This window comes from Erythrobacteraceae bacterium WH01K, assembly GCA_027941995.1.
GTDB lineage: Bacteria > Pseudomonadota > Alphaproteobacteria > Sphingomonadales > Sphingomonadaceae > CAJXSN01.
This window is the reverse complement of record CP115966.1, coordinates 1,717,572-1,732,797: the sequence shown is the minus strand read 5'-3', so window position 1 is coordinate 1,732,797 and position 15,226 is coordinate 1,717,572. Positions and strand designations below refer to the sequence as shown.

The window sequence follows — 15,226 nt, the reverse complement described above, 5'->3', positions numbered from 1 at the left end:
CGCCGCGCTCACGCAGGAGCATTGCCGTCGAAGGGACGCGTGCCGGTAGCGTTGCCCTCGGCATCCTGTACGATCGCCTCGATCCGCGCCTGTGCCGCGTCGAGCCGCGCCTGGCATGCCTTGCGAAGATCCTCGCCCCGTTCGTAGAGCGTGATCGATTCGTCGAGCGGGACATCGCCGCTTTCCAGCTGCCGCACGACCTTTTCAAGGGCTGCCAGCGCCTGCTCAAAAGAAAGGTCGGAAATCGGTGGCTGCTCCGCAGTGGCGGAACGGGAAGCCTGGTCTGTGGTTCCTTCTTGCATGGCCGGAAGCTTTGACCGTGCGCCAGTCCGCGGTCAAGGCGTGCAAAGGCTCGGGGCAACAGGGAATTTCGATCATGCAGTGGATCATCGCCTATATCGCAGCCGCAATCGCTTTCGGCATACTCGATGCGCTCTGGCTCGGCTGGGCCGGACCCAATTTCTACCGTCCCCGTATCGGCGCGGTCATGGCGGAAAGTTTCCGCGGCGTGCCGGCCGGGATTTTCTACGTGATCTACATCGCCGGCATGATCTGGTTTGCGATCCGTCCGGGGCTGGCTGCAGGATCGGTCGGCACTGCCGCCCTGAACGGCGCCCTCTTGGGCGGGCTGTGCTACGCGACCTACGACCTGACCAGCCAGGCGGTGCTGAAACAGTGGTCGACCACGGTGACCGTGGCGGACATCGCATGGGGCGCCTTCGCCACGGCGAGCGCCGCCGCCCTTGCCACGTGGGTAACTCTGCGCTTTACCTGATGCCCTGACAGCAGGGCTACCGGGGGGCGGTCATTTTCATCGGTCATTTCTCCGCGGCATTCATCGCCGCAGCATCTTCGCGCCGCGCGCCGAAACTCTTGACGCTTTTCGTCGGGGCGCAACTGGTCGACTGGGGATTCTTCGCCTTCGCGGCAATCGGCGTGGAGGCGATGCGGATCGTGCCCGGGATAACTGCGATGAACCCGCTCGATCTCTATTTCATGCCCTATACGCACAGCCTGCTGGGAACGGCGGTCTGGGGCCTCGCCTTCGCAGCGTTCCTGCTGGTCAAGTGGCGCGATGTCGTGCCCGCCCTGATCGGTTTCCTCGTCGTCCTGTCGCACTGGGTGCTGGACCTCGTGACCCACCGCCCGGACCTGACGCTGGCCGGAGGGGAGGACAAGTTCGGTTTCGGCCTGTGGAACTACCCATGGGCTGCCATTCCGTTGGAACTGGCGCTGATCCTGGGCAGCTTCATCTATTTCATGCGCCGCACGAAGGGGCCGCTCGTGCCGCCTTTGGTCCTGCTTGGCGTCATGCTCGCCATGCAGGCGATCAACTGGTTCGGTCCGGAGCCGGAGACCGCCGGCCCCGCCTTCTATCTGTCGGCACTGGCCGCGTTCCTTGTCGCGACGCTGCTGGCGGCATGGGTCGGCGCGACGCGGTGGCATAAACGCGAGGTCGGACTGGCAGTCACGAGCCTGCGGCGCTAACGCGCGAGGCATGGCGACACATACCGACTCGATCACCCCCGAAATCATAGAGCAGCACGGGCTCAGCCCCGAGGAATACGAACGCGTCCTCAGCGGTCTGGGCCGCGAGCCGAACCTCGTGGAACTGGGCATCTTTTCCGTGATGTGGAGCGAACACTGCTCCTACAAATCCTCGCGCCTGCACCTGAAGAAGCTGCCGACCGAGGCGCCGTGGGTGATCTGCGGCCCGGGCGAGAATGCGGGCGTGATCGACATTGGCGATGGTCAGGCCGCCATCTTCAAGATGGAGAGCCACAACCACCCGAGCTATATCGAACCCTATCAGGGCGCGGCGACCGGCGTCGGCGGCATCTTGCGCGATGTCTTCACCATGGGCGCACGGCCCGTGGCGAATGCCAACGCGCTGCGCTTCGGACGGCCCGACCATCCAAAGATGAAGCACCTGGTGCAGGGCGTGGTCGCTGGCATCGGAGGCTACGGCAATTGCGTCGGCGTGCCGACCGTTGCGGGCGAGACGAATTTCCATCCCGCCTATGACGGCAACATCCTCGTCAACGCGATGACGGTGGGCGTCGCGGATGCGGACAAGATCTTCTACAGCGCCGCGACCGGCGTCGGGAACCCGATCGTCTATGTCGGGTCCAAGACCGGACGCGACGGCATTCACGGCGCGACCATGGCCAGCGCCGATTTCGAGGAAGATGCCGAGGCGAAGCGCCCCACGGTTCAGGTCGGCGATCCCTTTACCGAGAAGCTGCTGATCGAGGCGTGCCTGGAACTGATGGCGACCGATGCGATCGTCGCGATCCAGGACATGGGCGCGGCCGGCCTGACCAGCTCCAGCGTCGAGATGGCAACCAATGGCAAGGCGGGCATCCGGCTCGACATGGACAAGGTGCCCTGCCGCGAAGAGGGCATGACGCCCTACGAGATGATGCTGTCGGAAAGCCAGGAGCGAATGCTCATGGTGCTGAAACCCGGCAAGGAAGACATGGCCGCTGCCATCTTCGAAAAATGGGAACTGGATTTCGCCGTCATTGGCGAGGTGACCGATACGCAGCACATGGTGCTGGAATTCGGCGGCGAAGTCGTGTGCGACATCCCGCTGGGGCCGCTCGCCGCCGATGCGCCGGAATATGACCGGCCCTATCTCTCGAAAGAGGAATACAAGGCCTGGGCCGGGGTGAAGCCGCTGGACGGCGTGCCCGAAAGCACGGATGTCGCCGCCGACCTCCTCAAGCTGATGGGCAGCCCTGCCCTCGCCTCGCGCGGGTGGATCGCGCGCCAGTATGACAGCCAGGTCGGCGCCGACACGCTGCAGACCGGCGGCGATGCGGGCGTGGTCCGCGTGCATGGTACGAAGAAGGCTTTGGCCATCACCACCGACTGCACGCCGCGCTACGTCCATGCCGACCCCTATGAAGGGGGCAAGCAGGCGATTGCCGAGGCGTTCCGCAACCTGTGCGCCGTCGGCGCACGGCCGCTGGCAGTGACCAACTGCCTCAACTTCGCGAACCCCCAGCGCCCCGAAATCATGGCGCAGCTGGTCCATGCGCTGGAGGGCATGGGCGATGCCTGCCGCCTGCTCGATTTCCCGATCGTGAGCGGCAACGTGTCGCTTTACAACGAGAGCAAGGCAACCGGAGGCGGGTCCGCCATCCTGCCCACCCCGGCCATCGGAGGGGTCGGCCTGATCGACGATTACGCCGACATGATGACCATGGGGTTCAAGAACGAAGGCGACACGCTGTATCTCGTCGGACCGGAATTCTGGGCCAAGCCCGACCCGACGCGCTCGCATCTCGGCAAGTCGCTCTGGCTGAAGGAAATCCACGGCCGCGACGAAGGGCGCACGCCGCCGACCGACCTTGTCATCGAACGCAATGCTGGCGAGATCGTGCGCGAACTGATCGCCGACGGGCTGGTCAACGCCGTGCACGACCTCTCGGATGGCGGCCTGGCCGTGGCCCTGGCCGAAATGGCGCTGGCCAGCGGGCTTGGCGCAGAGGTCGAAGGTAATCCCGACTACACGCCTGCGCAGTGGTGGTTCGGCGAAGACCAGGCGCGCTACGTCGTCTGTGTCCCGGACACCGAAGCCCTGAATGCAGCGCTAGCCAAGGGTACGCGGGACAGCGAAACGGCGCAGATCGGCTTCCGCCGCATCGGCACCGTCGGCGGCGACAATGTGCTGGGCGCGAGCCTTGCCGACCTGAAGGAAGCGCACGAAGCGTTTTTCCGCGACTGGATGGAAGCCTGACTGCGTGACCGCCCCGTCATCCGAAGCGCCGCTCGCCAAGAGGCTGAACCTGCGCGACGGGCAGCGTTGCTGGTTCGACGGGATGCCCGCTGACGTGCAGGACGAGATCGACGAATATGCGCTGGAACTGACCTTCGTCGCCAGCCCGGACGAGGGTGTGGACGCCGCGCATATCTTCGTGACGTGCCCCGTCTCGCTGACCAGCAAGCTGGCGGATTTGCGCGGCGAGATCGCAGGCGACGGGCAGGTCTGGGTCAGCTGGCCGCGCGAAGGCTCTCCGCAGGAATGCGAGGTCGACGAAACGTCGGTGCGCGAGGCCGGCGAGAAAGCAGGCTTCGTCGCCACCAAGGGCTGCGAGATCGGTGACGACTGGTCGGCGCTGAAATTCGTCATCCCCAAGGACGAACGCTGAGCGCGCCTGATGAAGGATCATGCCAGCCTGCCCTACTCCCTTCCGGCCATGCCGGACGAGGAGCGGATCGCGCGCGCTGGCGCGATGCGCGAAAAGCTGGCGAGCCGCCGCAGCTGCCGGTATTTCTCCGACGCCCCGGTTCCGCGCGACATCATCGAGCAGGCCATCCTCGCCGCCGGAAGCGCGCCCAACGGCGCGAACCACCAACCCTGGCATTTCACCGTCATCGCCTCGCCCGGGAAGAAGCGCGCCATCCGCGAAGCTGCCGAGGCGGAGGAACGGCGTTTCTACGGCGAAAACTGCGGCGACCCCAAGGCGAGCGAGGAATGGCTCAGCGCCCTCGCCCCGATCGGGACCGATGCTCAGAAGCCCTTCCTGGAGACGGCGCCCTACCTCATCGCCGTGTTCGCGCAGCGCAAGGGCGGTATCGAGGAAGACGGCCAGACGCAAAATTACTACGTCAATGAAAGCGTCGGGATCGCCTGCGGAATGCTGATTGCGACGCTGCACGAAGCGGGTCTGGCAACGCTGACCCACACGCCCTCGCCCATGGGATTCCTGCGCGAGTTGTGCGGGCGGCCAGAGCATGAAAAGCCGCTGATGATCGTCGTCGCCGGCCTTCCGGCAGAGGGCGCGACCGTTCCGGTCCATGCCGTGCGAAAGAAACCGCTGGAGCAGATTTCCAGCTGGCTCTGAACCCGGTCAGGCGGCCTGCGCTGCCATCGCTTGCTTGCCCAGCAGGTCGTAGGGATCGATGCCTTCCGCGCGCCAGATCCGGTGGCATTCCTGATACCATGTCGGCTGCGGGATATTCAGCCGCTGGCGGGCATCCTGCAAATCCATCGCCAGCAATTCGCGGATCGGCATTTCTACCAGCGGCGGGCACGAACGACCGGTCCGCTGTGCCTGACGGCAGGCCTTGAACACGGGTGCCCGGCTGTTCACCGTCTTGCGAATGTTCACGGCCCCGGCATAACCGATCAGCAGGTGGCCGTGGCTCGGCGACTGGCCATAGGTGAACAGCAGGACGCACTGTTCGCCGAGCGCATCCCGGCCATAGCCAGTCAGGACGTGCATCAGGTCATGCGTATCGCGGGATCGCAGGGCGAACCATTCGGTCAGGTCGCCATAGGAAGGGTTGCCCAGTTTTTCCGCCTCTGCCGCCAATCCGGCCGCCGACAGCCCCTCGTGCTCCATGAAGTCGCAATAGGCCTGCGCGACGCTGCCTTTCGGCAATTGCCGCAAACTCTCGTGATCGTCGAGGATGAGGACCAGCGAGGGCTCTTCCCGCCGCAGGCGCTCGCCATGATCGCTCAGCGTCAGGCTGCGCACGCGGGGCATGAACTTTTTCGAGGGCAGCGATTCGAAGATGCGGAAGACGTGCGAGGTGTCTTCCTTGTCCTTCAGCAATTCGCGGAAATGATGCATCGCGCGCGGCAGGCTGTATTTCGGGACGGGGCGCGCCGGATCGCGCAGCAGTGTGCCGTCGCGCGCGCATTCGAGCCCGGGGACTGGTCCGGGCCGGTGGCCGGGTTCGATGGTCTGCTGAAACGTCATGGCACGTCCTCTACTGACACGAGTGTCAACATACCGTTTTCACGGCCGAAGGGAACCCTACCCCCCGACCCAGTCGGCCACCGGTATGTCGAGCAGGGCGAGGACGGAGGTCAGGTCGCCCCGGTCGATCCATCCATTGGCCGCATCGCGCGCCTTCGGCTTGGCGCGGTAGGCCATGCCGTAATCGGACGCCTCTATCATCGGGATGTCGTTGGCGCCGTCCCCGGCGGACATCGCGATGGCGTTGTCTCCCAGCAGCGCCATTTCCGACCGGAGCGTTGCCTCCTTGACGCTGCTGTCCACCACGGGCCCCGCCAGGCCGCCGGTCAGTTTTCCGCCCTCCACGCCCAGCCTGTTCCCGACCACGCGTTCGAATCCCAGCATTTCCGCGACGGGGTCCGCGAAGTGGTGGAACCCGCCGGTGACCAGCACGGTGCGGCATCCCTTCGCCCGCAGCGTCATGACCAGCGTCCGGGCACCGGGCGTGGGCTCTATTCGTTCGTCGAGGCATCGCCGGATGGCGGTTTCCTCCAGCCCGGCGAGCAAGCCCACCCGTTCCTTCAGCGCGCTTTCGAAATCGAGCTCGCCCTGCATCGCGCGTTCCGTAATGGCCGCGACCTTTTCCTTCAGTCCGGCGAAATCGGCCAGTTCGTCAATGCATTCCTGGCCGATCATGGTCGAATCCATGTCGCTCACGAACAGGCGCGGCAGGTCGCTGAACTCGTCGGCGACAAGGCCGTCGGTCGCTCCAAGATGCTCATCGACGAGCCTGCGGAATGCGCCCGGGTCGCAGGACGCCATCTCGACCTGCAGGACCTCGCCATTGAATTCGAGCATGGCGGCGTGGGCGACCGGCATCCCCGCCTCGCCCAGCGCGAGCGTCAATCCGTCCAGCCCGCTTTCAAGAGCGGCGGGGTCTGCTATCAGGCGGGCGATGGGCACTGGCAATTCTCCGCAATTCAGGGACACTGACGGCAGGCCCGGTGCTGTCGGCGCAGATGGGCAGAAACCGCTGGTCGCGCTCATCGCAGGGCCGACTGCCAGCGGCAAGAGCGATGCCGCGGTGCAGCTTGCGCTGGCGCTGGAACGGGAAGGCAGACGCGCGGTCATCGTCAATGCCGACAGCGCGCAGGTCTATGCCGATCTTCGCGTCCTGAGCGCACGGCCCTCGGTAGAGGAAATGCATGGTTTGCCCCATCGCCTGTTTGGCACATGGGACGGCGCCGAGGCCTGCTCCGCCGCCGACTGGGCCAAGGCTGCGAAACGCGAAATCTCCGCGGCGCATGCCGAGGGCGCCGTCCCGATACTGGTGGGCGGCACGGGCATGTATTTGCAGGTCCTGCTGGACGGCATCGCCGAAATACCTGCGATCGATCCCGGCATCAGGGAGGACGTGCGCGCCCTCCCCACTCCCGAAGCGTATCGCCTGCTCCAGATCGAGGACCCGCAGCGAGCCGCCATGCTGGCGCCGGCAGACAGCCAGCGGATCGCCCGCGCGCTGGAAGTCGTGCGCTCCACCGGCGCGACCATGGGCGAATGGCAGACCCGCAACAGTGGCGGCATCGCTGGCGACATCACGCTCGCGCCGCTGGTGCTCGCCCCCGACCGGGCATGGGTTTACGATCGCTGCGACCTTCGCTTCGAAGCCATGCTGGAGAATGGAGCGCTGCAGGAAGTGGAGGCGCTCCTTGTACGCAATCTTTCGCCCGACCTGCCGGTCATGCGCGCCATCGGCGTGCGCGAAATCGCGGGCGAACTGCGCGGGGACTGGCAGCGGGACGAAACGGTTGCGCGGGGAACCCAGGCGACGCGGAACTATGCAAAGCGTCAATCGACGTGGTTTCGCAGGCAGTTACCGGCGGACTGGCCACGTATGGACCCATCATCAAGTGGAAACGATCACAGCGTCGCCCCGCACTATTTCGCAACTTTATTCCAACAATCGCTGTTGACAGGATGGAATCTAATTCATAGGAAAGCGTCATACCCAAAGGGCCCGGCGTCTCCCCCCGACGCTGGGCCCTGTCATTTATGATCGCAATGCAAGAGAGATTCCTCATGGCCTCGCCAGACGCCGACAGCAGCCACAACGCCCCGGAACGCACAGGCGCGTCGATCCTGGTCGACAGCCTGGTGGCGCAGGGTGTCGAGTTCGTCTTCGGCTATCCGGGCGGCGCCGTGCTGCCCATCTACGACGAATTGTTCGCTGACGAGCGTCTGCGTCACATCCTGGTTCGGCACGAAGCAGGCGCTGCCCATGCGGCGGAAGGTTACGCGCGCAGCACGGGCAAACCGGGCGTCGTCCTCGTCACCAGCGGGCCCGGCGCGACCAACGCGGTCACCGGCATTGCCGACGCCTATATGGATTCGATCCCGCTGGTGGTCATTACCGGGCAGGTTCCCACGGGCCTGATCGGGACCGACGCTTTCCAGGAAGCGGACACGGTCGGCATCACCCGCCACTGCACCAAGCACAATTATCTCGTGAAGGATCCGGAAGCGCTGGAGGCCACGCTGGCAGAGGCGTTTCGGATCGCCACGACCGGCAGGCCCGGCCCCGTCCTCGTCGACATTCCCAAGGACGTGCAGATCGCGCTGGCCGGGCGCGGGCAGGCAAAGAATGCGGCCTCTGTTTCCGGTCTCGCCTCAACTCGCTACCAGCCCCGCACGCTCGCCGCGCCCGAGGAAATCGCAGAAGCGGTCGAGATGATCGCGGCGGCAGAGCGGCCCGTCTTCTACACCGGCGGCGGCGTCATCAATTCCGGTCCCGGCGCGACCAAGGCGCTGCGCGAACTGCAGGCGCTGACCGATGCGCCCGTCACCTCGACGCTGATGGGCCTGGGCGCCTTTCCTGCCGACCATCCCGACTGGCTGGGAATGCTGGGCATGCACGGCACGTTCGAGGCCAACATGACCATGAACAAGTCCGACCTGATCATCGCGGTTGGCGCGCGGTTCGACGACCGCGTGACGGGCCGGCTGGACGCCTTCGCGCCCAACGCCAAGAAGATCCACATCGATATCGACCGGGCCAGCATCAACAAGGTGGTGCCGGTCGATCTCGGAATTGTCGGAGACTGCGCGGCGGTTCTCGAACAGCTGATCGCCAGCTGGGGCGAGCGGCGGCACAAGGATCGCGGCGAGTGGAAGGCGCGGATCGCCGGCTGGCGCGCGCGCGAATGCCTCGCCTATCCCGACGGCACCGGAAGCCAGGGCCTGATGATGCCGCAAAAGGCGGTCGAACGGCTCTTCGAACTGACGAAGGCCCGCGATCCGATCATCACCACCGAAGTCGGTCAGCACCAGATGTGGGCGGCGCAGTATTTCCACTTCTTCTCGCCAAATAAATGGCTGACCAGCGGCGGTCTGGGCACGATGGGCTACGGCCTGCCGGCCGCCATCGGCGCGCAGCTGGGCAATCCGGACGACCTCGTGATCGATATTGCGGGCGAGGCCAGCATCCAGATGAACATCCAGGAACTGGGCACGGCGAGCCAGTACCGCCTGCCGGTCAAGATCTTCATCCTCAACAACGAATTCATGGGCATGGTCCGCCAGTGGCAGGAACTGACCTATGAAAGCCGCTATTCGAACAGCTATTCCGACAGCCTGCCCGATTTTGTTGCGCTCGCAGAGGCCTATGGCTGGAAAGGCGTGCGGATCGAGGACGAGGCGGGCCTCGACGCCGGGATCGAGGCGATGCTGTCGCATGACGGGCCGGTGATCGTCGACTGCCGCGTGTCGAAGGAAGCGAACTGCTTCCCGATGATCCCGTCGGGCGCGGCCCATACCGAGATGCTGCTTTACGGCGACCAGGTCGACGGCACGATGGACGACGAAGCAAAGGCGCTCGTGTAATGAAAATCTCCGCCCAGCAATCCGAACGCCATGTCCTGGCCGTCACCGTCGACAACGAACCCGGCATCCTTGCCAAGATCACCGGCCTGTTCACCGCGCGCGGCTACAATATCGACAGCCTGACCGTGGCCGACATCTCGGAGGACCACGCGGTCAGCCGGATCACCGTCGTCACCGGCGGCCCGCCCGAGGTGATCGACCAGATCCAGGCGCAGCTGGAACGGCTGGTGCCGGTCCACCGCGTCGTCGACCTGACCGAGGAAGGCCCGCATGTGGAGCGCGAGCTGGCGCTGGTGAAGGTCGCCGGCACGGGCGAGAAGCGGGTCGAGGCGCTGCGCCTCGCCGATATTTTCCGCGCCCGGCCCGTCGATACGACGACCGAAAGCTTCATCTTCGAGATTACCGGCCCGCCGGAGAAGGTCGACAGCTTCATCGCCCTGATGCGCGATCTCGGCCTTGTGGAAGTCGGACGAACCGGCATCGTCGGGATGATGCGCGGATCGCAAGGGGCCTAGCCAATCTAGGCCGGACTAAACAATCTTCGCCCTTTCCGGGGCGGCCACCCACCCGCTAGTGAGCGGACAACCAGTTTCTAGAGACAGACGGGGAAGTACACGTGAAAGTCTATTACGACGCCGACACCGATCGCAAGCTGATCGAGGAGCGCAACATCGTCATTGTCGGCTACGGCTCGCAAGGCCATGCCCACGCCCAGAACCTGCGCGACAGCGGCGCGGGCGAAGTGCGCGTGGCGCTGCGCGAAGGCTCGGCCACGGCGAAAAAGGCGGAAGCTGCCGGCTTCACCGTCATGTCGAATGCCGAAGCGGCGAAATGGGCCGACATCGTCATGGTCCTCGCGCCCGACGAATACCAGGCAGAGATCTGGAACAAGGACCTGCGCGACAACATGAAGCAGGGCGCCGCCCTCGCCTTCGCCCACGGCCTGAACGTCCATTTCGGCCTGATCGAGCCGCGCGAAGACCTCGACGTCATCATGATCGCGCCCAAGGGACCGGGTCACACGGTTCGCAACGAATACGAACAGGGCCGCGGTGTCCCCGCGCTGGTCGCCGTCCACCAGGAAGGCTCGGGCAGCGGCGGCAACGGCTTCGCGCAATCACTCGCTCTCGCCTATGCGGGCGCGATGGGCGCCGGTCGTTCGGCCATCATCGAGACGACTTTCAAGGACGAATGCGAGACCGACCTTTTCGGCGAGCAGGCGGTCCTGTGCGGCGGCATCAGCCACCTGATCCTGGCCGGCTTCGAAACGCTGGTAGAGGCCGGTTATCCCGAAGAAATGGCCTATTTCGAATGCCTCCACGAGACCAAGCTGATCGTCGACCTGCTGTATGAAGGCGGCATCGCCAACATGCGCTATTCGATCAGCAACACGGCGGAGTACGGCGACTACCACACCGGCCCGCGCGTCATCACCGGCGAAACCAAGGCCGAGATGAAGCGCGTGCTGGAAGACATCCAGGCGGGCCGCTTCGTCCAGCGTTTCATGATGGACAACATGGTCGGCAACCCGGAAATGAAGGCGAGCCGGAAGCGCCAGGAAGCCCACCCGATCGAGGAAGTGGGCACGCGCCTTCGCGCCATGATGCCATGGATCGGCGACAACAAGCTGGTCGACAAGTCGAAGAACTGACCGGCGCTCATGGAACCTCCGGTGCGGCGGACGCGTTGTTCCGCCATAAACCGGAGGTTCCCATGAAAAAACTGCTTACCGCCCTTGCTGCAACGTCCGCCCTCGCCCTTGGCGCAGGCGTTTCCCTGAATGCGCAGGACGCGCCTGCCGAAATGCCGGGACAGGTGGACCTCAGCCGCGTGACGGCCGGGACCTATGCGACCGACCCCGCTCACACGCTGGTCGAATGGGAAGTCAGCCATTTCGGCTTCAACCCCTATGTCGGCCTGTTCGGTGATGCCGAAGGCACACTGACCATCGATCCCGCCGATATCGCCGCGACGCAGCTCGACGTCAGCGTCCCGATCAATTCGCTCGCCGTCGTCAGCGAGGGCCTGCGCGATCACATGCTGCGTCCGGGCGAAGACGGTGCGGAGCCCGATTTCTTCGGTCCCGATGCCGGAATGGCCCGCTTCGTCGCAACCGATGTGCGCCGCGTCACCAATACCAGCGCGCTCGCCAGCGGCGACCTGACCATGAACGGCGTGACCCGTCCGCTCGCCATACTGGTCGAATTTACCGGCGCCGGGACCAATCCGATGAGCGAGGCGGAGACGATCGGTTTCACCGGCCGCGCGACCATCACACGCTCCGAATACGGCATCGCCTATGCCGTCCCGATGGTGTCGGACGATGTGGAGCTGACGATCTCCGCCGCCTTCGAGAAGCAGGATTGACCCCCCTTACCTGCAAACCCGAGCTTCGGCGGGCGCAAGGCAGTTGTGTCTTGCGCCCGCTTTCGTTTCGCGCGACAAGTACCGCCATGATCGGCCACGCATCGCTCCTGCTACGACTTACGCGCCCTTGGGCGTGAACTGACGCGTGCCTGACGGGCGCTGCGTCGCTCGCTCAAGGGACGAACGCACCGCCTTCCTCACAGCGCACCAGTCGAATATGCAGGACCTGCCATGCCGATGCTCAAGCAGCCTTCCACGAAATACAGTCCCTTCCCGCAGGTCGATCTGCCCGATCGTCAGTGGCCTTCGCAGACCATCGACGCCCCGCCCCGCTGGCTGAGCACCGACCTGCGCGACGGCAACCAGTCGATCATTGATCCGATGGATGCGGTGAAGAAGAACCGTTTCTTCGACCTGCTGGTGGAAATCGGGGTGAAGGAAATCGAGGTCGGCTTCCCCAGTGCAGGCGCGACCGAGTTCGACTTCATCTCCGGCCTCGTCAAATCCGGCCGCATACCGGACGATGTGCTGGTCCAGGTGCTGACGCAAAGCCGCGAGGAGCTGATCCGCACAAGTTTCGAAAGCCTGACCGGCGCGCGCGCGGCCATCGTCCACCTCTACAACGCCGTCAGCCCCGCATGGCGCGAAATCGTCTTCGGCATGACGCGGGACCAGGTGCGTGAGATCGCCATCGCCGGAGCAAAGGTGATGCGCGACGAGGCAGGCAAGCGTCCCGATACCGATTGGCATTTCCAATACAGCCCGGAGACGTTCTCGACCGCGGAAATCGACTTCAGCCTGGAGGTGTGTTCGTCGGTGATGGACGTGCTCGCGCCGACGCCGGATCATCCCATCATCTTCAACCTGCCCGCCACGGTCGAGGCGGCGACGCCCAATATCTACGCCGACCAGATCGAGTATTTCGCAAGGAACATTCCCAATCGCGAAAGCGTGGTCATCTCGCTCCACACCCATAACGACCGCGGAACCGGCGTGGCCGCGGCAGAGCTTGGCCTGATGGCAGGCGCGGACCGGGTGGAAGGCTGCCTGTTCGGGAATGGAGAGCGGACGGGCAATTGCTGCCTCGTGACGATGGCGCTGAACATGTACACGCAGGGCGTCGATCCGCAGCTCGATTTCTCGGATATCGACCGCGTGATCGAGACGGTGGAATACTGCAACCAGCTGCCCGTCCACGAACGCCACCCCTATGGCGGCGAACTGGTCTACACCGCCTTTTCCGGCAGCCACCAGGACGCGATCAAGAAAGGGTTCGCGGCCCACGAAACGCAGAACGACCAGCGCTGGCGCGTGCCCTATTTGCCCATCGACCCTGCCGATCTGGGCCGCAGTTACGAAGCCGTCATCCGTGTCAACTCGCAATCCGGCAAGGGCGGCTTTGCCTGGGTCCTCGAACAGGACCAGGGCCTGAAACTGCCCAAGAAGATGCAGGCGCATTTCAGCCCGTTCGTGCAGAACATGGCCGACAGGCTCGGCCGCGAACTCAATGCTGACGACATCTGGCAGACCTTCCGCGCGGCCTATCACGTGCAGACCCATCCCAAGCATTTCCAGCTCGTCGATTACGAGGAAAACCGCGCGGCGGACGGGACGCGCCTGTTTGCCGGAACGATCGCGGTCGAGGGGCAGGAGCAGACCGTCAGCGGCCGCGGCAACGGTCTCATCTCCAGCGTCCTGACGACCCTGGAAGAAAGCTTCGGCCTGGAACTGGAGATTGTCGACTATACGGAGCACGCGCTCGGTTCCGGCCGCGATGCCCGCGCGGCAGCCTATCTCGAATGCCGGACGCCCGATGGCCGGACGATCTGGGGCGTGGGCATCGACGAAGACGTCGCCACCGCCAGCGTTCGCGCCGTGCTGAGCGCCGCCAATTCGGCGATCCAGGGTTAGCGCAATTGCATTTTCCTACACGCGGCATTCGCGCTAACACTGCTTCGGGCGTCTCTGTCCCGATACGCCTGTAGGAAATAATCGTGCGCCGTGCCCCTTTTCGGACTGAACCTGAAAACGGGCCGCAAGCCATTGGGGATGCACGATAATCGGGCGAAAAGGAGAGGGATGACACGTGTCACTCCTGTCACCCGGATCCTTTGACAAGCCCCCGGGCGTACCGCCATACCGAGAGGGGGGAAATGAGAGAGGCTATGACAGAAACGATACTCGACCCGGACCTGCCGATTATCGACCCGCACCACCATCTGTGGGACCTGCGCCCGATGGTCCCGGCCTTCCCCGATCCTCAGCACCCCTTCATCGCTGCCATCGCGCAGAAACCGTATTACAATTTCGACGCGCTGAAGGCCGACACCGACACCGGCCACAACGTCGTCGCCACGGTCTTCATGGAATGCGGTGCGTTCTACGACCTCGACCGCGACGAGGACATGAAGGTCGTGGGCGAGGTCGAATATGTGAACGGCGTCGCAGCGCAATCGGCCAGCGGTCTCTACGGGGATTACCGCGCCTGTGCAGGCATTGTCGGCCATGCCAACATGATGCTCGGCGACCGGGCCGCACCGGTTCTGGAGGCTCTGGTTGCAGCCGGCAACGGCCGGTTCAAGGGCATCCGTCACCAGGGCGCCTGGGATGCCGATCCCGAAGTCCTCGGCCCTCCCTTCCACGCGCCGGAAGGCCTCTATCGCAGCGCCAGTTTCCGGGAAGGGTTCGCGCATCTCGGCAAGATGGGCCTGACCTTCGATGCATGGGTTCTCGAGCCGCAACTGGGCGATGTGATCGATCTCGCCCGCGCCTTTCCCGACCAGCCCATCTGCCTCGACCATTGCGGCACGCCGCTGGGCATAGCGTCGTACAAGGGAAAGCTAGGGGACCGGTTCGATACGTGGCGCAGCGCCATCCGCGAATTGTCCGAATGCGAGAACGTCCACGTCAAGTTGGGCGGACTGGCAATGGCGTTCTGCGGCCTGCCGGACGAAGGGCCGGCCGCGGGCGTGGACAGCGAAACTCTGGCCGCGATGTGGCGCCCCTATATCGAAACCTGCATCGAGGCATTCGGGCCGCAGCGCGCCATGTTCGAAAGCAATTACCCGGTCGATTGCTGGGGCGCGACCTACCCGGTGCTGTGGAACGCCTTCAAACGGCTGGCAGCGGGTGCAAGCGACGAAGAAAAGGCAGCGCTGTTCAATGGCACGGCTGCCCGGTTCTACGACATGGAGCACGTCCTGCCGGTGCAGTAGGCATGCGCTGATCGCCGGTGACGCTACGGCTTACTGCCCCGCCAGCCAGCTACCGGCCAGCGGGACAAAAGC

At 64.7% G+C, this 15,226-nt stretch carries 15 protein-coding genes; 12 read left to right on the top strand and 3 right to left on the bottom strand.

Features of this window, described 5'->3' with window-relative positions; genetic code table 11:
• Positions 1–8 precede the first annotated feature (8 nt).
• Positions 9–302: an exodeoxyribonuclease VII small subunit gene (locus PF049_08545; GenBank protein WBY15654.1), complete on the bottom strand. Its 294-nt coding sequence runs from the start codon at positions 300–302 to the stop codon at positions 9–11.
• Between the two features lie 74 nt (positions 303–376).
• Between PF049_08545 and PF049_08540 the strand changes: the two genes are divergently transcribed.
• Genes PF049_08540 through PF049_08520 form a run of 5 tightly spaced genes read left to right on the top strand, consistent with a single transcriptional unit; the run spans position 377 to position 4,853 of the window.
• A complete protein-coding gene (locus PF049_08540; protein ID WBY15653.1) occupies positions 377–775 on the top strand; it encodes a DUF2177 family protein in 399 nt (132 codons plus the stop codon).
• A 32-nt stretch (positions 776–807) separates the two neighbouring features.
• On the top strand, positions 808–1,488 hold the full coding sequence (locus PF049_08535; protein WBY17887.1) for a hypothetical protein: 681 nt from the start codon (positions 808–810) through the stop codon (positions 1,486–1,488).
• Between the two features lie 10 nt (positions 1,489–1,498).
• Positions 1,499–3,745 carry a phosphoribosylformylglycinamidine synthase subunit PurL gene (purL, locus tag PF049_08530; GenBank protein ID WBY15652.1) on the top strand — a complete coding sequence of 749 codons (2,247 nt, stop codon included), beginning with the start codon at positions 1,499–1,501 and terminating at the stop codon, positions 3,743–3,745.
• A 4-nt stretch (positions 3,746–3,749) separates the two neighbouring features.
• Positions 3,750–4,157, top strand: a complete 408-nt coding sequence (locus PF049_08525; protein ID WBY15651.1) for a DUF3052 family protein — start codon at positions 3,750–3,752, stop codon at positions 4,155–4,157.
• 9 nt (positions 4,158–4,166) lie between these two features.
• A complete protein-coding gene (locus PF049_08520; protein WBY15650.1) occupies positions 4,167–4,853 on the top strand; it encodes a nitroreductase family protein in 687 nt (228 codons plus the stop codon).
• Between the two features lie 6 nt (positions 4,854–4,859).
• Here PF049_08520 and PF049_08515 read toward each other — a convergent pair whose 3' ends face one another.
• Both PF049_08515 and serB read right to left on the bottom strand, forming a co-directional pair.
• Positions 4,860–5,714 (bottom strand): Coq4 family protein, encoded by an 855-nt coding sequence (locus tag PF049_08515; GenBank protein ID WBY15649.1) that lies wholly within the window; start codon positions 5,712–5,714, stop codon positions 4,860–4,862.
• 57 nt (positions 5,715–5,771) lie between these two features.
• Positions 5,772–6,656 carry a phosphoserine phosphatase SerB gene (gene serB, locus PF049_08510; GenBank protein ID WBY15648.1) on the bottom strand — a complete coding sequence of 295 codons (885 nt, stop codon included), beginning with the start codon at positions 6,654–6,656 and terminating at the stop codon, positions 5,772–5,774.
• Between serB and miaA the strand changes: the two genes are divergently transcribed.
• The 7 genes from miaA to PF049_08475 all read left to right on the top strand — a co-directional run bounded on the left by miaA (position 6,649) and on the right by PF049_08475 (position 15,154).
• Positions 6,649–7,749 carry a tRNA (adenosine(37)-N6)-dimethylallyltransferase MiaA gene (miaA, locus tag PF049_08505; GenBank protein ID WBY15647.1) on the top strand — a complete coding sequence of 367 codons (1,101 nt, stop codon included), beginning with the start codon at positions 6,649–6,651 and terminating at the stop codon, positions 7,747–7,749. The genes serB and miaA overlap by 8 nt on opposite strands.
• Positions 7,750–7,772: 23 nt before the next feature.
• A complete protein-coding gene (ilvB, locus tag PF049_08500; protein WBY15646.1) occupies positions 7,773–9,572 on the top strand; it encodes a biosynthetic-type acetolactate synthase large subunit in 1,800 nt (599 codons plus the stop codon).
• Positions 9,572–10,087, top strand: a complete 516-nt coding sequence (ilvN, locus tag PF049_08495; GenBank protein WBY15645.1) for an acetolactate synthase small subunit — start codon at positions 9,572–9,574, stop codon at positions 10,085–10,087. Before ilvB ends, ilvN begins: the two co-directional genes overlap by 1 nt.
• A 101-nt stretch (positions 10,088–10,188) precedes the next feature.
• A complete protein-coding gene (ilvC, locus tag PF049_08490) occupies positions 10,189–11,223 on the top strand; it encodes a ketol-acid reductoisomerase (protein WBY15644.1) in 1,035 nt (344 codons plus the stop codon).
• Positions 11,224–11,285: 62 nt separating this feature from the next.
• Positions 11,286–11,939 carry a YceI family protein gene (locus tag PF049_08485; GenBank protein ID WBY15643.1) on the top strand — a complete coding sequence of 218 codons (654 nt, stop codon included), beginning with the start codon at positions 11,286–11,288 and terminating at the stop codon, positions 11,937–11,939.
• 231 nt (positions 11,940–12,170) lie between these two features.
• Positions 12,171–13,850 (top strand): 2-isopropylmalate synthase, encoded by a 1,680-nt coding sequence (leuA, locus tag PF049_08480; protein ID WBY15642.1) that lies wholly within the window; start codon positions 12,171–12,173, stop codon positions 13,848–13,850.
• Positions 13,851–14,104: 254 nt separating this feature from the next.
• A complete protein-coding gene (locus tag PF049_08475) occupies positions 14,105–15,154 on the top strand; it encodes an amidohydrolase family protein (GenBank protein WBY15641.1) in 1,050 nt (349 codons plus the stop codon).
• Positions 15,155–15,226 lie beyond the last annotated feature (72 nt).

Excerpts from the sequence above, each read along its gene's own strand:
- PF049_08545 (WBY15654.1), bottom strand. The coding sequence starts at position 302 with ATGCAAGAAGGAACCACAGACCAGGCTTCCCGTTCCGCCACTGCGGAG.
- PF049_08540 (WBY15653.1), top strand. The coding sequence starts at position 377 with ATGCAGTGGATCATCGCCTATATCGCAGCCGCAATCGCTTTCGGCATA.
- purL (WBY15652.1), top strand. The coding sequence starts at position 1,499 with ATGGCGACACATACCGACTCGATCACCCCCGAAATCATAGAGCAGCAC.
- PF049_08520 (WBY15650.1), top strand. The coding sequence starts at position 4,167 with ATGAAGGATCATGCCAGCCTGCCCTACTCCCTTCCGGCCATGCCGGAC.
- PF049_08515 (WBY15649.1), bottom strand. The coding sequence starts at position 5,714 with ATGACGTTTCAGCAGACCATCGAACCCGGCCACCGGCCCGGACCAGTC.
- miaA (WBY15647.1), top strand. The coding sequence starts at position 6,649 with ATGGGCACTGGCAATTCTCCGCAATTCAGGGACACTGACGGCAGGCCC.
- ilvB (WBY15646.1), top strand. The coding sequence starts at position 7,773 with ATGGCCTCGCCAGACGCCGACAGCAGCCACAACGCCCCGGAACGCACA.
- ilvN (WBY15645.1), top strand. The coding sequence starts at position 9,572 with ATGAAAATCTCCGCCCAGCAATCCGAACGCCATGTCCTGGCCGTCACC.
- PF049_08485 (WBY15643.1), top strand. The coding sequence starts at position 11,286 with ATGAAAAAACTGCTTACCGCCCTTGCTGCAACGTCCGCCCTCGCCCTT.
- leuA (WBY15642.1), top strand. The coding sequence starts at position 12,171 with ATGCCGATGCTCAAGCAGCCTTCCACGAAATACAGTCCCTTCCCGCAG.
- PF049_08475 (WBY15641.1), top strand. The coding sequence starts at position 14,105 with ATGACAGAAACGATACTCGACCCGGACCTGCCGATTATCGACCCGCAC.